A 19,330-nucleotide genomic window follows, 5' to 3' on the forward strand; every position below is an offset into this window, starting at 1 on the left:
TTTTTCGTTCTCTCTGCTTAATACATCAACGCATAAATCTGACGGCGGTATTTGGACGCCAGCGCGTCGCCGGTGCCCAGCGCGGCCAGAATCTCCATCATCATTTTGCGTGCCTGGCCGTCGGCGGCACCCAGGTCTTTTTTCAGGTGAGTGTAAAGCAGCTCCAGCGCTTCTTCGTTCCGGCCAACCTGATGCAGCTGCAGCGCGAGCTGGCTGGCGAGCTGGGCGTTGTCCGGCTCGTTTTGAACCTGCTGCTGCAGCTGCTGAATTTCCGGCGTGTCGGCGGCCTGTTTCAGCAGTTCAATCTGGGAAACCAGCGCCTGATAGCGGGTGTCCTGGTCCTGCAGAGGCACGGTTTTCAGCACCGCTTCTGCGTCTTCGCTGCGGTTCAGGGCAATCTGCACTTCCGCCAGCAGCAGGCCAATTTCGCTTTTCTGGCCGGACAGCTGCCACGCATCTTTCAGCAGCGGCAGGGCTTCGGCGTGCTTGCCTTCCTGCATCAGCTCTACGGCCTGCTGGGCTTTCAGCTCTTCTTCACGCGGCAGCACTTTGTCGAGCAGGGCGCGAATCGCTTCTTCCGGCTGCGGGCCCTGGAAACCGTCCACCGGCTGACCATTCTGGAACAGATAGACGGTAGGAATGGAGCGCAGGCCAAACTGAGAAGCCACCATCTGCTCGGCGTCGCAGTCCACTTTGGCGAGAATAAACTGGCCGCTGTATTGGGCCGCGAGCTTGTCCAGGATCGGCGTTAACTGCTCGCAATGCTGGCTGCGGGCAGACCAGAAATAAAACAGCACCGGCTTAGCCATGGACTGTTCCAGCGTCTGATGCAGGTTCGCTTCGGTAATGTTAATAATGTTTTCTGCGGACATGGGCGATTCTCTGTTAAGCATTTGTTTTTTTACATGGGGGCTGAGGCCGGGACTTCAACTCAGCTCCGTAAAATTTTGTCCATTACGCACGCTGGCAGCAGGCGGCGGAGCACGGTAATCACGTGAGTTACCACGGTCACCGGGTAGCGCAGCTTCGGCCTTGGGCTTTCAAAAGCATGGCGTACTTTCGCTACCACCGCCTCCGGGCCGAGGGTAAACCGTGCGGCAATCCCCGGATTCTCTACCGGTTTGTCGCTTTGGGTTTGATTGACGTTATCGGTAAAGCGGGTGCGGATCGGCCCCGGCTCAATCAGGCTGACTTTAATCCCGCTGTGGCGAAGCTCCATGCGCAGCGCGTCGGACCACGCTTCAAGTGCATATTTACTGGCGGCGTAGGCCCCGCGACCCGGCGTGGAAATCAGCCCCATCACCGAGCTGGTCATCACGATGCGGCCTTCCTGATGAGGCTGCATGGCCGGCAGCAGCAGCATGGTGAGCTGGTGCGTGCCGAAGAAGTTGGTGGAAAATTGTTGCTCAAGCTGTTCGCGGGAAATGGCGTTCAGCGGGCCATACACGCCGTAGCCACCGTTATTAAACAGCCCGTACAGGCGGTTGCCGGTAATGGCAATCACTTCGGCGGCGGCGCGTTGGACGCTTTCCGCATCGTCAAGATCGAGCTCAATGCCGGTAAACCCAAGCTGATTCATGCGCTCTACATCGGCTGGTTTGCGGCAGGCGGCGAGAATGTTATAGCCAAGCTTCTGTAGCTCCTGCGCGCTGGCTAAGCCAATCCCGCTGGAGCAGCCTGTAATTAAAACGGATTTTTGCATAACTTTACCCGAAGGGCGCCCCGATTATTTATCAGTCGTGTTTAACTATCTCGTTGTATCCGACGCGGCTGCGCCGGTTATTTAGAGAGTAACGGAGTCAGCCGCGTCGCCATCCAGTCGGCGATAAACGGCTGAGCATCCCGATTAGGGTGAATGCCGTCATCCTGCATCCATTGCGGTTTCAGATATACCTCCTCCATAAAGAACGGGAGCAGGGGAATATCAAACGCTTTGGCAAGCTGCGGATAAATAGCGCTAAACGCCTCATTATAGCGGCGTCCGTAGTTGGCGGGCAGGCGAATTTGCATCAGCATCGGCTGCGCACCGGCAGCCTTCACGTCGGTGATAACCTGGTTGAGGGTTTTTTCTACCGCCTGAGGCTGGAACCCACGCAGGCCGTCGTTGCCGCCAAGCTCCACTAAAACCCAGCGGGGCTGGTGCTGTTTTAACAGCGCCGGCAGGCGAGCCAGGCCCTGCGCCGCGGTATCGCCGCTGATGCTCGCATTCACGACTTTTGTACCCTGCGGCTGCCATTTGGCATCCAGCAGGGCAGGCCAGGCGCTGGTGGCCGTCATACGGTAACCGGCGCTCAGGCTATCGCCTAAAATCAATAGCGTGTCCGCCGCGGCGGCGCGGAAAGTCATCAAAGCCAGAAACAGGAAGGGCAAATGCCAGCGGAAAACATTGTTGAAGTTCATCATCTTAGTAAGTCCGTGGGTCAGGGTGAACACGAGCTTTCCATCCTTACCGGAGTTGAGCTGGTTGTCAAACCGGCCGAAACCATCGCCCTGATTGGCGAGTCAGGATCGGGCAAGTCCACGCTGTTGGCGATTCTGGCCGGGCTTGATGACGGCACGGACGGCGAAGTCCACCTTTGCGGGCAGCCGCTGCACAGCATGGATGAAGAGGCCCGGGCGGTGCTGCGCGCGAAAAACGTTGGCTTTGTGTTTCAGTCCTTTATGCTGGTGCCCACCCTTAATGCTCTGGAAAACGTGGAACTTCCTTCGCTGCTGCGCGGCGAAAACAGTTCGGCCAGCCGGGCGCAGGCTAAAGCGCTGCTGGAACAGCTGGGATTAGGCAAACGCCTCGATCACCTGCCAGCTCAGCTATCTGGCGGGGAGCAGCAGCGCGTGGCGCTGGCTCGCGCGTTTAACGGCAAGCCGGGCGTGCTGTTTGCCGATGAGCCCACCGGCAACCTCGACAGGCAAACCGGCGATCGCATTGCCGACCTGCTGTTTTCCCTCAACCGTGATTTCGCCACCACGCTGATCCTCGTCACCCACGACGAACAGCTGGCGGCACGCTGCGATCGCCGCCTGCGGCTGCGCGAAGGCAAACTGTGGGAGGAAGCATGATAGCCCCCTGGTTCTGGCGCGAGTGGCGCTCTCCCTCGCTGCTGATTGTCTGGCTGGCGCTTAGTCTGGCGGTGGCCTGCGTGCTGGCGCTGGGCAGCATCAGCGACAGAATGGAAAAAGGGCTCAGCCAGCAAAGCCGCGAATACATGGCGGGCGACCGGACGTTGCGCAGCGCCCGCGCCGTACCGGACGAGTGGCTGACTCAGGCGCAAAGCGACGGCTTAAAGGTCGGCAAACAGCTGAGCTTCGCCACCATGACCTTTGCCGGGGACACGCCGCAGCTTGCCGATGTGAAAGCGGTCGACGGCGTGTATCCGATGTACGGGAAACTGGAAACCAGCCCGCCGGGCCTGAAGCCTGAGCCAGGCACCGCACTGCTTGCCCCGCGCCTGCTGGCTTTGCTTAACCTGAAAGTGGGCGACAACATTGACGTGGGCGACGCCACGCTGCGTATTGTCGGGCAGGTGATTCAGGAACCGGACGCCGGATTTAACCCGTTCCAGATTGCGCCGCGCCTGATGATGAACCTGGCCGACGTCGAGAAAACCGGGGCGGTGCAGCCCGGCAGCCGTATTAGCTGGCGCTACAAGTTTGGTGGTAACCCGCAGCAGCTGCTGCAGTATGAAAACTACCTGCTGCCTAAGCTCAAGCCGGAGCAGCGCTGGATCGGCATGGAACAGGACGAAGGCGCGCTGGGCAAATCCCTGGAGCGTTCGCAGCAGTTCCTGCTGCTTTCTGCGCTGCTGACGCTGCTGCTGGCCGTGGCGGCGATTGCCGTGGCGATGAGCCATTACTGCCGCAGCCGTTACGACCTGGTGGCAATCCTGAAAACGTTGGGGGCGGGCAGGGCGGCGCTCCGGAAGCTGATTATCGGCCAGTGGCTGATGGTGCTGGTGCTCTCGGCCATTGCGGGAGGTGCCGTCGGCTTGCTGTTCGAAGCCGCGCTGATGCAACTATTGAAGCCGGTGCTGCCTGCCGCGCTGCCGCGTGCGAGCCTGTGGCCGTGGGTGTGGGCTATTGGCGCGATGGTCACAATCTCCGTTCTGGTGGGGCTGCGCCCGTACCGGCTGCTATTGGCCACTCAGCCATTGCGTGTGCTACGCCGTGACGCCGTGGCCAACGTCTGGCCGCTGAAAATTTATTTGCCGGTCATCAGCGTAGTGGTGGTGGTGCTGCTCGCGTTGCTAATGGGCGGCAGTTCGCTGCTGTGGGCGGTGCTGGCGGGCACGCTGGTGCTGGCGGCGCTGTGCGGCCTCGTTGGCTGGGGCGTCCTGAAGCTGCTGAAAAAGCTGACGCTGAAAAACCTGGCCCTGCGCCTGGCGGTTAACCGCCTGCTGCGCCAGCCGTGGGCGACGCTCAGCCAGCTGGCGGCGTTCTCGCTGTCGTTTATGCTGTTGGCATTGCTGTTAGTGCTGCGGGGGGATTTGCTGGACAGATGGCAGCAGCAGCTGCCGCCGGAAAGCCCGAACTACTTCCTGGTGAACATTGCGCCGGAGCAGGTTCAGCCGGTGAAAACCTTCCTTGCCGACCATCAGGTGATCCCGGAGTCGTTCTATCCCATTGTACGGGCGCGCATGACGGCGATTAACGGCCAGTCCACCGAGGGCAACCCGGATGAGGCGCTGAACCGCGAGCTGAATCTGACCTGGCAGAGCCAGAAGCCGGATCATAACCCTATCCTGGCGGGAAGCTGGCCGCCGAAGGCCGGGGAAGTGTCGATGGACGACGGCGTGGCGAAACGCCTGAACATTAAACTCGGTGACAGCGTGACCTTTATGGGGGATACCCAGGACTTCACCGCGAAGGTGACTAGCCTGCGCAAAGTGGACTGGGAAAGCCTGCGGCCAAACTTCTACTTTATCTTCCCGCCGGGCGCGCTGGACGGGCAGCCGCAGAGCTGGCTCACCAGCTTCCGCTGGGAGGGGAATAACGGCCTGCTGACCCAGCTTAACCGCGAATTCCCGACCGTCAGCCTGCTGGATATCGGGGCTATCCTGAAACAAATCGGCCAGGTGCTGGAGCAGGTCAGCCGCGCGCTTGAGGTGATGGTGGTGCTGGTGACTGCCTGCGGTCTGCTGCTGTTGCTGGCTCAGGTACAGGTGGGGATGCGCCAGCGTCATCAGGAGCTGGTGGTTTACCGTACGCTGGGCGCGGGTAAAAAGCTGCTCAGAACCACGCTGTGGTGCGAGTTTGCCGTGCTGGGGCTGGTGTCCGGTCTGGTAGCGGCCATCGGCGCGGAAACGGCGCTGGGCGTACTGCAAACGCGCGTGTTCGACTTCCCGTGGGAGCCAGATTTGCGTCTGTGGATCGTGCTGCCGGTCACCGGGGCGGTATTGCTGTCGCTTTGCGGCGGCTGGCTGGGCGTTCGTTTGCTGAAAGGGAAGGCGCTGTTCCGCCAGTTTGTTATCTGAGGAGGCCGGGCAGGGATGCCCGCCTACCGCTATAAACTTTGTTATATTTCGCTATTTATTGCGTTAGAACATATTTTCTGCATTTATTGGTGTTTTTTTAATATCTATTAAGAAAAGACTGATGGATAACCGCACGAATTAATAAAAATCCCTCAGAAATCGGACTTAATAAGCGTTAATATGCCCCCGCTTATAATAAATATGGTTACTAGGGATCCACATGAAAGCAAATTTGCGCGCTTTACCATTACTGATTGGGGCCGGCCTGCTTGCAGGTATGGCATCTTTCGCTGCTAACGCAGAAATCACTGTCCTGAAGCAAGATCCGCAGGCCGGTAACCCGCTCAGCCGCCTCAATTTCACCGTGGGCGGCAGTATTCGTCCACAGTTTAATATGATGTCCGGCGACGGCGATAAAGGCTCTTACAAACGTAATGGCTTTGATGGCGGCACCCGTTTCCGCTTCGCGGCCGATTATTATCTGTTCGATGATATTAGCTGGATCAGCTATTACGAGCTGGGCGTGAATATTCCGGCGGTCTTCGAGTGGGACAACCACTATGCAGAAGGCGCGAACAATACTACTCGCCGTATGCTGTACACCGGTCTGAAAAGCAAAACCTGGGGTCAGCTGACCTACGGCCAGCAAAACAGCATCTACTATGATGTGGTTGGCGCGAAAACCGATATCTGGGACTACGACATGATCGGTCAGGCTCCAGGTAACGGCATGAACGGCGACTACGACGGTTCTTACCGTTCCCGCAACATGCTGAAGTACAAAAACACCTTCGGCGATGCGGACGTGTACGCTTCTTACCTGTTTGAAGATCACGACATCCGTGCCACCAACGGCATGCGCTACAAGCGTAAAGGCGGCGGCTCTCTGGGCGTGGATTACCACATTACCAAAGACCTGACCTGGGGTACCGCATGGAACTACACCCGTGCCGACATGCGTAACCCGACCGACGGCGACAGCAAGTCTTACAACCAGAACATCTACGGTACGGCGCTGAGCTGGAAACCGGACAACTGGACGTTTAGCTTCGGCGGCGGCTGGTACCAGAACTTCCTGACCACCAAGCTGAAAGACGTGAACAACTACTTCTCCGGCGACGCGTGGGGCATCGAGTACTTCGCGGGTTACACCATCCCGGTTGGCCAGTACGCGGTGAAATCCGTACAGCCATACTTCATGGGTGACCGTCTGCAGTACGTGACCGGCCGCAGCTACCAGCGCATCGACAACGGTGTGGGCGTGAGCTTCAAGCTGGATTACGGCTTCCAGGTGGACTACGAGCACGTCTTCACCTCCAGCACCGACAACCTGGGCGACATGAACCTGGTTCGTCTGCGCTACGATTTCTAATCGTGCCTCTGGCGGGTGGCAGCCTTGCTGCCCGCCTCATTCAGCGTTTCCTGCCTTATTTTTTATCTATCCAGAAACGGGTAAGCATGTTCGGGCCCTGAAGGCTTTGCGCCACTCTGTGGGCGTGGTTTTGAAACGCAGCCTGAAGTGATGCCGGAGTGTTTCCGCTGAGCCGAATCCAGACTGCTCTGCCACCTGGTCAATGCTGATTTTCTCGCTTTCCAGCAGCGCACAAGCCTTTTCCAGCCGGAGGCTGAGCATCCACTCGCCCGGCGTGGTGCCGGTGGCATCTTTGAACCGGCGGATGAAGGTGCGGCGGCTCATGCCCGCTTGCCTGGCTAACTGCTCAATCACCAGGGGCGCATTGAGATGGTGGCGCAAGTCGTCCAGCAACGGCGCCAGACTTTTGGTGCTGCGTTTAGGAACGGGCTGTTGGACCCACTGTGCCTGATTGCCTTCCCGTAACGGGGGCGTAATCATGCGCTGCGCAGTCCGGTTGGCGATTTCAATCCCGTAATCACGACGGATAAGATGCAGGCAGAGATCGACCCCGGCGGCACCGCCTGCGGAGGTGATCAGGCTGCCCTCATCGACGTAGATCATGCTTTGCTCCACCTGTACCGCAGGGAACCTGTTCGCGAGGATCTCGGTGCTGTTCCAGTGGGCGGTGGCTCGCTTGCCGTCCAGTAATCCTGTTTCGCAGAGAATAAAACTGCCGGCGCAAATCGACACTATGCGGGAACCGTTTTGATGGGCGCGTTGTAAGGCGGCAATCAGCGGCTCCGGGGCCGGTTCAAAAACATTTCGCCAGCCGGGGATGATAATGGTTCCTGCGTCTTCCAGCAGCTCCAGCCCGCCATCCACCACTAAACGCACGCCGCCCTGAGCGTCAAAAACGCCGTTCTCTAACGACGCGACGCGCAGGTCATAGAGAGGCTGGCCGAGCACTTCGTCCACGCGGCCAAAAGCTTCGACGGCAATCCCAAACTCAAAAGTGCAGAGACACTGATAGGCCAGCACAACCAGCCGTCGATTTTTCGGTCTAAAAGTGCGGTCTTGATCTGGGGAGATGCCCGGCATGGTTGTCCTGTCTCTAAAAATGGCACGATCTTGACGATATCTGACCTGAGCGTCGATTTCTACTCCACCCCGAATCTTTCATGCTGGCACCTTCTTAACGTTTGGCAGGAAATCAGTATGAAAAATCTCTTAGCGTTGATGGCGGTCTGCTTAGCTGCGTTGATGTCGGGCCTGGAAATATCCAGCGTCCCGGTTATCCTGCCGGTGCTGGAAAAGCAGATGCAGGCTAATTTCCGTGAACTGCAATGGATCATGAATGCTTACACCCTCTCCTGCACCGCGGTGCTGATGGCCACGGGGACGCTGGCGGATAAATATGGCCGCAAGCGTATTTTTATTATCAGCATTATTGGGTTTGGCCTGACGTCGATCCTCTGTGGCCTGTCCCGGACGCCCGAATGGCTTATTGTGGGGCGCTTTTTGCAGGGACTGAGCGGCGGGGCGATGTTAACCAGCCTGATTGCCATCCTGTCGGTTCAGTTTCCGGCAGGAAAAGCGCGCAGCCGGGCGTTTTCCGCCTGGGGGATCACGTTTGGTTTTGGACTGGGCTTTGGCCCCGTCATCGGCGGCGTGCTGGAGGCGTGGTTTAGCTGGCAATGGGTATTTCTGATCCACGGCGTTATTGCGCTGCTCACCCTGGCCCTGACTCTGAAAAATGTCGTCGAGTCGCGGGAAAATACCACGAAACCGCTGGATGTCGCTGGCCTGATGACGTTGAGCGTGGGCGTGGTGGGGGCGACGTGGCTCATCACCCAGGGCGGGAGCATCGGCTGGACCAGCCGTGAAGCCCAGTTCATCTTGCTGGGCACGTTTATCAGCCTGGCGCTGTTCGTCATTATTGAGCTCCGCCACCCGCATCCTATGTTTGATTTCTCCGTCTTTCGGATCAGGCCTTTCTCCGGGGCGCTAATGGGATCTGTGGGGATGAATTTCAGCTTCTGGCCGCTGATGATTTATCTGCCGGTTTATTACCAGATTGGGAAGGGTTACAGCATTATGGAGACCGGCATGGCGCTGCTGGCCTACACCTTGCCCACGCTATTAATGCCGCCGGTCGGTGAAAAACTCGTGCTGCGCTTTGGGGCCGCACGCATCATCCCGCTGGGGCTGCTTGCTATCGGCCTGGGATTTGTGCTGATGAGGCTGGGCGTTATCTATCACGTCAGTTTGCTGCCGGGCGCAATACTCTCGGGCATGGCGCTGGGGTTAATCAATACCCCGGTCACCAACACCACCACCGGCTCCGTGGGCGCTAACCGCGTGGGCATGGCTTCCGGGATTGATATCAGTTCGCGCCTAATTACCCTCGCCATCAATATTGCGTTAATGGGGAGCCTGCTGGTGGCGGGGATAGCCGAAAGCTTACAGAGCCATATCGACAGCGTGAGCGAAAGGTATGCCCTGGCCGAACAAATAGCCGGCGGCACCAGAGCCATGCTCAGCAGCGACATGATTGTTCAGGCGCTGAATAACGGTTTTTCTGGCGTGCTGACCTACGGCGCTGTGGGCGTGGGCTGTTTGTCGCTGGCGAGTTATTTGCTGTTCAATGTCAAAACAAACGTTAAGCGCAAAAGGGCGGAATCCTGCGCGGATTAAGCTCATCTCAATGCAAAGCGGGTTTTCCGCTATGCTTGGTTGTTATTCGCAAAAGCCCTGTTCATGCCCGCCGCGCCTTCTCCTGCGAGCAAGATGAAATATTTTCAATTAACCCTGTTAACGGAATGTGCCATCTTATTCTGTCCAGTTGGATCAACAACTTAGTAAGCGGCCCGTGAAAGAGGCTCGCCTCAGGACACCACACATCATTCTGTAAGGGAGAATACCCATGGGAAATCATTTCGGCTGGCGCGTGGCGACCGGCGCTTTACTTCTGGCCAGCGGTCTGCAGTTTGCTCAGGCCAACAGCGACCCGCACACCATCGTCTTCGGCGTAGCGCCGGGGCCATACGGCGACATGGTCAAACAGGCCATCGCCCCGTCGTTAAAAGAGAAAGGCTATAAAGTCGTGGTGCGCGAGTTCAGCGACTACGTGCAGCCCAACATGGCGCTGGCCAACGGCAGCATCGACGCCAACCTGTTCCAGCACTCGCTGTACTTCGACAAATTCACCGCCGACAAAAACCTCAAGCTGGCGAAGCTGATTACCGTGCCAACCGCCGGGATGGGCATTTATTCCCATAAAGTCAAAAGCCTGGACGAGCTGAAGCAGGGCGACATTGTCACCCTGTCTAACGACCCGACCAACCTGGCCCGTGGGCTGCGTTTCCTGCAGTCGATGCAGCTTATCACCATCAAAGAGAACATTGACCCGACTAAAGCCTCCGAGCGCGATATCGCCACCAACCCGAAAGGCCTGGTGTTTAAATCGCTGGAAGCCGCACAGCTGCCGCGCACGCTGGACAGCGCCAGCGCCGCGCTGGTCAACGGTAACTTTGCCATTGCCGCCGGGCTAAAACTCTCTTCCGCGCTGAAACAGGAACACCTGGACGAGAACCTCAAAAACATCATCGCGGTGCGTGCCGAAGATGCGGATAAACCGTTCGCCAAAGACATCGTGGAGACCGTGCAGTCCCCGGCCTACGAAAAAGCGATCGACGATCCGCAGAATATTTTCAACGCCTTCCAGAAACCGGACTGGATGGTTGCCGCGGATAAAAAGTAATAGAGCAAAGCGGGCAGGCGGGATGCCTGCCTTTTGTCGCTGATTTGAGGTTGTCATGATTGAGATTGAAAAGGTCTGCGTGGACTTCCCCACGGGCCGGAGCCAGACCAGCCGTGCGGTGAACGATGTTTCGCTGCACATTGGCGCGGGGGAGATTTTTGGCATTGTCGGCACCAGCGGAGCCGGGAAAAGTACCTTATTACGTACCCTGAACGTGCTCCAGCGCCCGAGTGAGGGCCGTGTAAAAATCGGTGGGACCGAGATCACCGCGCTACAGGGGGTCGAGCTGCGCAAAGCGCGTCAGCGCATCGGCATGATTTTCCAGCACTTCAATTTGATGCACACCCGGACGGTCAGGCAGAACGTGGCGTTCAGCCTCAAAGCCGCAGGCTGGGAGCGCAGTAAAATCGGCCCGCGCGTGGCCGAAATTCTTGAGCTGGTGGGCCTGGCCGACAAAGCGAACCGCTACCCGGTGCAGCTGAGCGGCGGGCAGAAACAGCGCGTAGGCATTGCGCGCGCCATCGCTAACCACCCGGATGTTTTGCTCTGTGACGAACCGACTTCCGCGCTGGATCTGGAAACGTCGGCCACCATTCTGGCGCTGCTGAAGAAGATCAACCAGCAACTTGGGATCACCATCGTGCTGATCACCCACGAGATGAACGTGATCAAAACGATTTGCGACCGCGTGGCGGTGATGTCCGGCGGGGAAGTGGTGGAATCCGGCGAGGTGTTCGACATCTTCGCGCATCCGCAGCATGAATTTACCCGTCAATTGGTGTCCCACACGCTGAACCTGACGTTGCCGGTGCGCCTGCTGGACAACATGCGCGGCGCGCTGCTGAAAATCATGTTCGTCGGCGACTCGGCCGAACAGCCGGTGCTCTCCTTCGCGGCGGTGAAATACGGCGTGGCGGTGAACATTCTGCACGGCAAAATTGAGTACATCAGCGACCGTGCGCTGGGCATTCTGGTGGTGGCGATCACCGCACCCGGCAACCCGGCGGCGGTGGGGGATGCCATCGACCATATTCGGAAACATACGGCCTGTGTGGAGGTGCTGAATGGATGATTTAGTCGCGGACCTGACGATTGCCTTTGGCGAAACCTTCCAGATGCTGGGCATTTCCACGCTGCTGGCGATCATCGGCGGCCTGCCGCTGGGCTTTTTGATCTTCGTGACCGACCGCAATCTGTTCTGGCAGAACCGTTCGCTGAACATCATCAGCTCGGTACTGGTGAACATCGTGCGCTCGGTGCCGTTCGTCATTCTGCTGGTGCTGTTGCTGCCGCTGACGCAGTTCCTGCTCGGCAACACCATCGGGCCGATTGCGGCTTCCGTGCCGCTGTCGGTGGCGGCAATTGCGTTTTATGCCCGCCTGGTAGACGGCGCGCTGCGGGAAGTGGACAAAGGCATTATTGAGGCCGCAGAAGCCTTTGGTGCCAGCCCGATGCGCATCATCTGTACCGTGCTGCTGCCGGAAGCCAGCGCCGGTTTGCTGCGAGGGTTAACCATAACCCTAGTCAGCCTGATCGGTTACTCTGCGATGGCGGGGATTGTCGGCGGCGGCGGCGTGGGCGACCTCGCGATCCGCTTCGGCTATTACCGCTACGAAACCCAGGTCATGGTGGTCACGGTTGTGGCGCTGATCGTGCTGGTGCAAATCGTGCAAATGTTTGGCGACTTTCTCGCCAAACGCGCGGACAAGCGCGACAGGCATTAACCTTCTTTCTGGCCGGGCGTTCGTTCGGCCAATATGATTTTTAGCTGCCGGAGAGGTTCATTTCCCGGCGGCTTTCTGCCTGATAAGCCCCCAAACTGCAATTCCCCAAGGCGTTTCATCATTCCTGCGAACCGCCTCGAATTTTTCCATTCTGCCTGATTTTTAATCTGGGTTACTGTGCAGCCATCCAGTATGATCGGAGGGATGAGCAAGAGATAAACCCGGTCAAAGCCGGAAAAAGAAGCGCCCCCGAATAATGGAGATTTTTATATGGATATGCGTAATTTCCAACAATGTAGAGGGATGACGAAATCACCATCATGGACTTTTCTTGATGTCTTTCGCTGGAAAATACTTCCCGAAAAATTCGGCGGCGGCAGATCTTATGCCCGAGATTTTAAAGATGCATGGGTCAAAAAAAATCGTACTCTTATCAGAGCTGCAGCGTTTCGCTATAAACTTCCGCCAGAATTGCTCGCGGGTGTTTGCTGGATAGAGGTAGGCGGTGACCCAAATATCATAGATCGTTTTGCTTTTGAGGTTCGAGCCATCGACTGGAGCGGGCCTGCGTATACCGACCGTTATTTCACAATAACCTCCCCTCCGGCTAAAACCTCGTTTGGATTTGTCAGCATGCAGTTGCGTACTGCCGCTCAAACTATGGGGCTGGATGCTGACACAATGAGCACATCAGAGCTTCGCTCCCTGTCTCAGTGCCTTGAAAAAGACACCTGTAATATCAATCTTGCTGCTATGCATTTACGCCAACTTGCCGACTATGACAGGTTACCCTCGCGGCTTAGTATGAATGATGTGAAAATTATCGGGGCGAGATATAACCGTGGTACGAGTCCGAGTCTGGAAAATATAAAAAAAGATACGCGATAGGGTGATTTTATTGTCAAGCATTGGCCGCACTTTAACAGACTGGTTTTGCAGTAGGGGGCAGAATGAGAGTGTTTATTAGGGTTGTGCTTGTTCTGTTTTATCTATTGTGTATGGCTGCGATGTATTTATCTATGGTTGATAAATATGATGTCATATATGATATGGATTCGGCATTTCCCAGGGGGGCATTAGGTAATGGCAGCAATAACGATGTCGTTTTTTCAGGGGTAATATTACTCTTTATATCTCTATCTCAGATGCTATTTTTTTACTTTGAGCAATCGAAGAAATGGAAATGGGCAGCGGCGATCATGACAGTATTGGCTTTCCTTTTTTTCTTTGCCAAATAAAGCTCATTTGGATTTTGGTAACCTTTAGCTGAATTTAGATTTCATGTTTATTCCGAGCCAACGCAGATGTTTTGATGTGTGGGTGATAGTTTGCGGTTCAGAGAACTTGGTGACATAGGGGGCGGCGTATCTTTGAAAATTTGTATCCAGGTTGCCCCAAATCTCACAGTTGCCCTTTGCCCGGCGATTGGCTAGTATCCCTCCTGCTTCTCGCAAGTCGTAAACGTTAACGTTATCCAACGTACATATTCTCCCCGGCATTCGGGGTAATTGTACTTGGGTAACATAATGGCAATTTTTGTATCCCCCCTTATTTCGTACCGCAAGCCCCACGTTCTGGGCTTTATCCTCTATTTCATCGTTGGCCTGGTCGACGGCGCGATTGTGCCTTTTTTCCCGCTGTGGGCGCAGCAGTCTGCCGCTATCCCGGTGGAGTTTATTGGCCTGCTGTTCGGCTGCTATGCCGGGGGCGAGCTGCTGGCCGCGCCGTTTATCGGCGGGATTGCCGATCGCGTGGGCAGAAGGCCCGTGTTGATTATTTCGGCGACCGGCGTTGGGGCGGGCTTTATCGCGCTGTTCTTTGCGCACGGCGTTTTTGCCGCCGCCGCTGTGCTGATCGTTATTGGCCTGTTTGAATCGGTGCTGCATCCGACCATTTACACCGTGGTGGCGGACGCCACGCCAGCCTCGGAGCACCGCCGCCAGTTCAGCATCATGCGCGTGTGTTCCGGTGCAGGCGCGATTGCCGGGCCGCTGCTGGGCACGGTACTGGTGCAAGAGGGGCTGGGCTACGTTTTTCTGGCCGGAGGTTCGGGAATGGTGGTCGGCGGCCTGATGCTGGCGATCTCTCTGGCGGAAACGCGTCCGTTGGCCGCTGGAGTGGACGATGAGGCCGACGATGAAGAGGGGCTCAGCGCGCTGCTGCCCGCGTTTCGGGACCGCCGTCTGGCCGGGGTGCTGATTTGGGTGCTGCTGCTGGGCGTGGCCGGGAGCTGGGTGGAAGCCGTCATGCCGCTGTATGCCAGCAATCAGATGGGAATGAGCGCCGCAAGCATCGGCTATTTGTTCGCGTTCGGGGCGGGGATTAACACGGTCGGCCAGCTGGCCTTAACGAAGCTGTTTGCCCGACGCTCTGCATTGTTTATCACGCTCAGTGCGGGTTTGGCGCTGATCGCTGCCTTTGTTTTGCTATTGGCTCATCCACACGTCGTCACGCTGGTGATGGCGGTCTGCCTTTATTCTCTGTCCCAGATGATGACCGGCCCGCTGATCCCGACGGCGGTGAACAAGTTAGCCCCGGCGCGGCTGCGCGCGACCTACATGGCGGCACTTTCGGTGGTGAGCGATCTGCAGGGATCGGTGGGGCCGGCTACCGGCACGGCATTGTTCGCGCTGGCGTTTACGTTGCCGTGGGCAGTGGGCATTCCGCTGGTTGGGCTGGCGGTGACCGGACTAGGGCTGACGCTCGCCTCCGGGGAAAAATCGGCTACTCGTTAACGCTGCGCAGCCAGGCTTCGACCTGCTGGTAATCCCCCCGGAAGACGATCTGGTCGGCCTTCTGGCTGAGCTGATAGCGATACATCGGGTCGTAATACTCTTTCAGCAGCGGCGACAGCCAGGCCAGATGGCCTTCGCAGGAGCCGGTTTTCCGCTGGGTTAACAAGGCTTCGTCCAGCCTGGCGGTGAACTGCTGAAAGCGTTCCATGCCCAGGCGGCGGCGGATGGCAAACAGACCGTGGTGCAGATACTCGGCGTAATCGCGCCACGCGGTTTCTTCCTCGCTGACGGATAAAAACGCCTCGCTCATCTGCCGGAAGTATTCGTGTTGGAGGCGCTCCAGCCGCAGCTCGAACGGATCCTCAATGGCCACAATCGGCGAGCGCAGCATCTGTTCCCTGAAGGCTTCGGGGATATGGCGGGAGCCAATCATCCGGCCTTCATCCTCCACAACCAGCCTGGTTGGTTCAGCCGGGCTGATTTTCAGCAGGGTGACGGCGAGATTGTTTTCGAAACTGGCTTGAGAGGGCTGGGCGACAATTGTGCGGCCAAACGACGAGCCGCGATGGTGCGCCAGGCCTTCAAGGTCAACGCCCGTCGGCAGCGAGCGGATCAGGATAGTTTTACCGCAGCCGGTGTTGCCGCTGACGATAATCATCGGCGACTGAGAACGGGTGTCGATTATCTGCATGGCATGCTGGCGCAGGGCTTTGTAGCCGCCGGTGACCAGCGGGTACTCGAGGCCGTTTTCCCGCAGCCACTGCTGCACGATGTGGCTACGCATTCCGCCTCTGGCACAGCATAAATAGCCTTCCGGCTGCTGGCGGCAGCTTTCCAGCCAGCGTTCGATTCGGCTGGCTTTTCGCTCGCCGCTGACCAGCCGGTGCCCCAGTTCGACAGCGGCCTGTTGGCCCTGCTGCTTATAGCACGTCCCGACCTGCGCGCGTTCGTCGTCCAGCATCAACGGTAAGTTATGGGCGGTGGGCATTGAACCCTGAGCGAACTCTACTGGGGCGCGAACGTCAATCAGCGGAATGTCGTTGAGCAGCAGGCGGTCATAATCCTGCGTGTTGGGGCGTTTTTCCATGGCATAACCTTAGTCTGAAGCGGCGAAACGGGGGGATTGTGCGCTTCTGGTCGGGCAAAGGAAAGGGGAAGGGGGAAAATGGTCTGACCCTCTAAAGTCAAACAGAGGGTCAGACGAGGTGCGGTTTTACTTCACCAGCTTGCTCTGCGCCCAGGCGATGCCGCTGGCGTATTCTGCCGGGAGCAGGGGAACCAGGGCTTCCAGCGAGGCGCTCAGGCGGCCGGTATCGCTGTCGTTCAGGTTGAGGTGACCGACTTTGCGGCCCGGACGAACTTCTTTGTCGTACCAGTGCAGATGCACAAGCGGCAGCTTCAGCCAGGCATAGTTCAGGTCGGTGCCGATCAGGTTCACCATCACCGACGGCGCATTAACGACAGGCTGCGGCAGCGGCAAATCCACGATGGCGCGCAGGTGCAGCTCGAACTGGCTGATAGAGGCGCCGTTTTGTGTCCAGTGCCCGCTGTTGTGTACGCGCGGGGCCAGCTCGTTGATCAGCAGGCCGGCTGGCGTGACGAAGCACTCCATCGCCATCACGCCGACGTAGCCCAGCTCGTGCATGATGGCGGTAAGCATGGTTTCGGCCTGGCGCTGCTGGTCGGCATTGGCCTGCGGAAAGGCAACGCTGGTGCGCAGAATGCCGTCCTGATGCAGGTTGTGGGTCAGCGGGTAGAACACCGTGCTGCCGTCGTGGCCGCGCGCGCCTACCAGAGAAACTTCGCCGGAGAAGTTAATACCCTGCTCGACGATGCATTCGCCGTAGCACTCTTCCGGCAGTTGGTCGGTTTCATCGGCATGTAAGCGCCACTGGCCGCGGCCATCGTAGCCGCCCACGCGGCGCTTTACGATAGCCAGAGAGCCCAGCTGGGTGAACACGTCCTGCCATTCGTGGCTGCCGGAGAGCAACTGCCACGGCGCGGTGGCCAGGCCGAGCTTATCGAACAGCTGCTTTTGCGTCAGGCGGTCGGCGATGATCGGGAAGATATCGCGGTTAACGAAGGCGTTATGGCGCGCCAGTTCGCGGGTCAGCGCGGTTTCCGGCCAGCGTTCAATCTCGGCGGTGATCACGCTCTGGGCGAACGGCACGGCTTCCGGCTCGGCGTCCAGCCCGACAGGGTAAACGGCAATGCCCAGCGGCTCACCGGCCTGGCGGAGCATGCGCCCCAGCTGGCCGTTACCTAAAATACAGACGCGTTTCATGCTTCACTCCGTGGGTCCGGATTATCCAGCACTTCGTCGGTCTGGGTTTGACGCCAGGTTGCCAGGCGCTGGCTCAGTTCTGCGTCATGCAGGGCCAGGATCTGCGCGGCAAGCAGGGCGGCGTTGGCGGCTCCGGCTTTACCGATGGCCAGCGTGCCGACAGGAATGCCGCGCGGCATCTGGACGATAGAATAAAGGCTGTCCACGCCGCTCAGAGCAGCGCTTTGAACCGGCACACCCAGCACCGGGACCAGGGTTTTCGCAGCCAGCATACCCGGCAGGTGCGCTGCGCCACCGGCTCCGGCGATGATCACCCGGTAGCCATTGGTTTCGGCCTGCTCGGCAAAGCTGAAAAGCTTATCCGGCGTGCGGTGGGCGGAGACGACTTCGACATGGTGAGGGACATTCAGGGCGGTAAGGATTTCAGCGGCGAACTGCATGGTGGCCCAGTCACTTTTGGAACCCATAACAATGGCGATACGCGCCGGGGTGTGCTCAGAAGACATGCGTCTCAAAACTCCTGTGGGTGTGCAGACATCATCGGGCGACGGGCGCCCGTTCAGAAGGGCTCAGAGAATAGCACGAACTTCCGGCAAGGAAAACGGTTGCGTGGTTAACGAATCGGCAAAAAAGCGGGCTTTTAGGTCAGAAAGGAAAATGAATCAGCTCGACGTTCTCCGGCGTGACTTTGATCATCGACCCTTCTTTATGCCACGCGCCTAACACGCAGCGGAAAGCGGGTTGCCCGTTAGCCTCAAGTTCGTGAATAGCCGGACGATGGGTATGCCCATGAATCAGCCATTGAACGTTGTGGCGGGTGAGAGTGTCGACCACCGCCTGCGGGTTTACGTCCATGATCTCCAGCGACTTCATATTATTCGCCGCCTGGCTGTCGGCGCGCATGCGGTCGGCAATACGCTGGCGAATAAACAGCGGCAGGGCGAGATAGAGCTTCTGCAGCCACGGCTGATGAACCTTGCGGCGAAACGCCTGATAGCCTGCGTCGTCGGTACACAGCGTGTCGCCGTGCATGATCAGGATTTTTCGGCCATAAACATCGAGGAGCTTTTCTTCCGGCAGCAGCGTCATGCCGCTGGCTTTGGCGTAGCGCTTGCCGAGTAAAAAGTCCCGGTTGCCGTGAATGAAATAGCAGGGAATGCCGGTATCAACCACCGCTTTAATGGCCGCGGCGATTTGCTGGTAGAGCGGCTCCGGCGCGTCGTCGCCAATCCAGGCTTCGAACAGATCGCCAAGAATATAGAGCGCATCCGCCTGGCGGGCTTCACCGGCTAAGAAACGCAGAAAACCGGCGGTGATCGCCGGTTCTTCTGGGCAGAGGTGTAAATCTGCAATAAACAGCGTCGACATTATTCGCTGACGGTCACGCTTTCGATAATAACGTCTTCTTTCGGTACATCCTGGTGCATACCGCTGCGGCCGGTGGAAACGGCTTTGATTTTCTCAACCACGTCCATCCCTTCAACCACTTCTGCGAACACGCAGTAGCCCCAACCCTGCAGGCTTTCGCCGCTGAAGTTCAGGAAGTCGTTGTCGGCCACGTTGATGAAGAACTGTGCGGTAGCAGAGTGCGGAGCCTGGGTACGAGCCATTGCCAGCGTACCACGGGTGTTTTTCAGGCCGTTATTCGCTTCGTTCTGAATGGTGTCTTTGGTCGCTTTCTGCTTCATACCCGGTTCGAAACCGCCGCCCTGGATCATAAAGCCGTTGATCACACGGTGGAAAATGGTGTTGTTGTAGAAGCCTTCGCGGCAGTAGTCCAGGAAGTTTTTAACGGTAACAGGCGCTTTATCATCAAAAGTTTTGATGACGATGTCGCCGTGATTAGTGTGAAAAGTAACCATGCTTGCATCCTATGAGTGTCAGAGAGTACGGCGGCAAACGGTGCCATCGTACCAGCACGCTGTTATAGCATAACGCTACATCATAGTCAGTAATGCAAAGCAGACTGCCGTCGGGGAAAATAATCGGGTAAGATAACCGGGAG

19 protein-coding genes are annotated in these 19,330 nt (G+C 57.7%); 10 read left to right on the forward strand and 9 right to left on the reverse strand.

The features are described from left to right. Nucleotides 1-17: 17 nt before the first annotated feature. The 3 genes from WFK85_RS03055 to tesA form a co-directional block, all read right to left on the reverse strand. Entirely contained in the window at nucleotides 18-872 is an 855-nt protein-coding gene (locus WFK85_RS03055) for a co-chaperone YbbN (RefSeq protein ID WP_336706769.1), read from the reverse strand. 59 nt (nucleotides 873-931) lie between these two features. Next, the gene (locus WFK85_RS03060; RefSeq protein ID WP_008460234.1) at nucleotides 932-1,702 is read right to left on the reverse strand and encodes an SDR family oxidoreductase; all 771 of its coding nucleotides are present in this window, start codon (nucleotides 1,700-1,702) and stop codon (nucleotides 932-934) included. 77 nt (nucleotides 1,703-1,779) lie between these two features. Further along, nucleotides 1,780-2,403, reverse strand: a complete 624-nt coding sequence (tesA, locus tag WFK85_RS03065; protein WP_336706771.1) for a multifunctional acyl-CoA thioesterase I/protease I/lysophospholipase L1 — start codon at nucleotides 2,401-2,403, stop codon at nucleotides 1,780-1,782. Between tesA and ybbA the strand changes: the two genes are divergently transcribed. The 3 genes from ybbA (at nucleotide 2,371) to WFK85_RS03080 (ending at nucleotide 6,840) form a co-directional block, all read left to right on the forward strand. Continuing rightward, a complete protein-coding gene (gene ybbA / locus WFK85_RS03070) occupies nucleotides 2,371-3,057 on the forward strand; it encodes a putative ABC transporter ATP-binding protein YbbA (RefSeq protein WP_166990633.1) in 687 nt (228 codons plus the stop codon). The genes tesA and ybbA overlap by 33 nt on opposite strands. Next, nucleotides 3,054-5,468, forward strand: a complete 2,415-nt coding sequence (gene ybbP, locus WFK85_RS03075) for a putative ABC transporter permease subunit YbbP (RefSeq protein WP_336706772.1) — start codon at nucleotides 3,054-3,056, stop codon at nucleotides 5,466-5,468. The genes ybbA and ybbP overlap by 4 nt, the downstream gene beginning before the upstream one ends. A gap of 220 nt (nucleotides 5,469-5,688) precedes the next feature. Further along, nucleotides 5,689-6,840: a porin gene (locus WFK85_RS03080; RefSeq protein WP_008460227.1), complete on the forward strand. Its 1,152-nt coding sequence runs from the start codon at nucleotides 5,689-5,691 to the stop codon at nucleotides 6,838-6,840. A 66-nt stretch (nucleotides 6,841-6,906) separates the two neighbouring features. Here the strand turns inward: WFK85_RS03080 and WFK85_RS03085 are convergent, their stop codons facing one another. Next, a complete protein-coding gene (locus WFK85_RS03085) occupies nucleotides 6,907-7,920 on the reverse strand; it encodes a helix-turn-helix domain-containing protein (RefSeq protein WP_166990642.1) in 1,014 nt (337 codons plus the stop codon). 117 nt (nucleotides 7,921-8,037) lie between these two features. On the opposite strand from WFK85_RS03085, the gene WFK85_RS03090 reads away from it, so the two are divergent. The 7 genes from WFK85_RS03090 to WFK85_RS03120 all read left to right on the forward strand — a co-directional run bounded on the left by WFK85_RS03090 (nucleotide 8,038) and on the right by WFK85_RS03120 (nucleotide 15,041). Then, nucleotides 8,038-9,516: an MFS transporter gene (locus WFK85_RS03090; RefSeq protein ID WP_336706774.1), complete on the forward strand. Its 1,479-nt coding sequence runs from the start codon at nucleotides 8,038-8,040 to the stop codon at nucleotides 9,514-9,516. 229 nt (nucleotides 9,517-9,745) lie between these two features. Continuing rightward, the gene (locus WFK85_RS03095) at nucleotides 9,746-10,582 is read left to right on the forward strand and encodes a MetQ/NlpA family ABC transporter substrate-binding protein (RefSeq protein WP_336706775.1); all 837 of its coding nucleotides are present in this window, start codon (nucleotides 9,746-9,748) and stop codon (nucleotides 10,580-10,582) included. A gap of 55 nt (nucleotides 10,583-10,637) precedes the next feature. Continuing rightward, complete coding sequence (gene sfbB / locus WFK85_RS03100; RefSeq protein ID WP_166990651.1) at nucleotides 10,638-11,654, forward strand: virulence-associated ABC transporter ATP-binding protein SfbB; 1,017 nt, start codon at nucleotides 10,638-10,640, stop codon at nucleotides 11,652-11,654. Then, nucleotides 11,647-12,306: an ABC transporter permease subunit gene (locus tag WFK85_RS03105; RefSeq protein ID WP_166990654.1), complete on the forward strand. Its 660-nt coding sequence runs from the start codon at nucleotides 11,647-11,649 to the stop codon at nucleotides 12,304-12,306. Before sfbB ends, WFK85_RS03105 begins: the two co-directional genes overlap by 8 nt. Nucleotides 12,307-12,576: 270 nt before the next feature. After that, a complete protein-coding gene (locus WFK85_RS03110; RefSeq protein WP_336706776.1) occupies nucleotides 12,577-13,194 on the forward strand; it encodes a hypothetical protein in 618 nt (205 codons plus the stop codon). Nucleotides 13,195-13,325: 131 nt separating this feature from the next. Next, entirely contained in the window at nucleotides 13,326-13,544 is a 219-nt protein-coding gene (locus WFK85_RS03115) for a hypothetical protein (RefSeq protein WP_286180173.1), read from the forward strand. 288 nt (nucleotides 13,545-13,832) lie between these two features. Beyond that, a complete protein-coding gene (locus WFK85_RS03120) occupies nucleotides 13,833-15,041 on the forward strand; it encodes an MFS transporter (RefSeq protein ID WP_336706779.1) in 1,209 nt (402 codons plus the stop codon). On the opposite strand, the gene mnmH is transcribed toward WFK85_RS03120, so the two are convergent. From mnmH to ppiB, 5 genes are all read right to left on the reverse strand, one after another. After that, nucleotides 15,031-16,128 (reverse strand): tRNA 2-selenouridine(34) synthase MnmH, encoded by a 1,098-nt coding sequence (mnmH, locus tag WFK85_RS03125; protein WP_336706781.1) that lies wholly within the window; start codon nucleotides 16,126-16,128, stop codon nucleotides 15,031-15,033. The genes WFK85_RS03120 and mnmH overlap by 11 nt on opposite strands. Before the next feature lie 126 nt (nucleotides 16,129-16,254). Further along, a complete protein-coding gene (purK, locus tag WFK85_RS03130) occupies nucleotides 16,255-17,325 on the reverse strand; it encodes a 5-(carboxyamino)imidazole ribonucleotide synthase (protein WP_336706782.1) in 1,071 nt (356 codons plus the stop codon). Then, nucleotides 17,322-17,831 (reverse strand): 5-(carboxyamino)imidazole ribonucleotide mutase, encoded by a 510-nt coding sequence (purE, locus tag WFK85_RS03135; RefSeq protein WP_336706784.1) that lies wholly within the window; start codon nucleotides 17,829-17,831, stop codon nucleotides 17,322-17,324. The genes purK and purE overlap by 4 nt, the downstream gene beginning before the upstream one ends. 139 nt (nucleotides 17,832-17,970) lie before the next feature. After that, nucleotides 17,971-18,693, reverse strand: coding sequence for a UDP-2,3-diacylglucosamine diphosphatase (gene lpxH, locus WFK85_RS03140; protein WP_336706786.1), 723 nt, complete (start codon nucleotides 18,691-18,693; stop codon nucleotides 17,971-17,973). Continuing rightward, a complete protein-coding gene (ppiB, locus tag WFK85_RS03145) occupies nucleotides 18,693-19,187 on the reverse strand; it encodes a peptidylprolyl isomerase B (protein ID WP_008460206.1) in 495 nt (164 codons plus the stop codon). The genes lpxH and ppiB overlap by 1 nt, the downstream gene beginning before the upstream one ends. Between the last annotated feature and the right edge of the window lie 143 nt (nucleotides 19,188-19,330).

It is taken from the genome of Cedecea sp. VD22 (genome assembly GCF_037150195.1).
Taxonomy (GTDB): domain Bacteria; phylum Pseudomonadota; class Gammaproteobacteria; order Enterobacterales; family Enterobacteriaceae; genus Cedecea.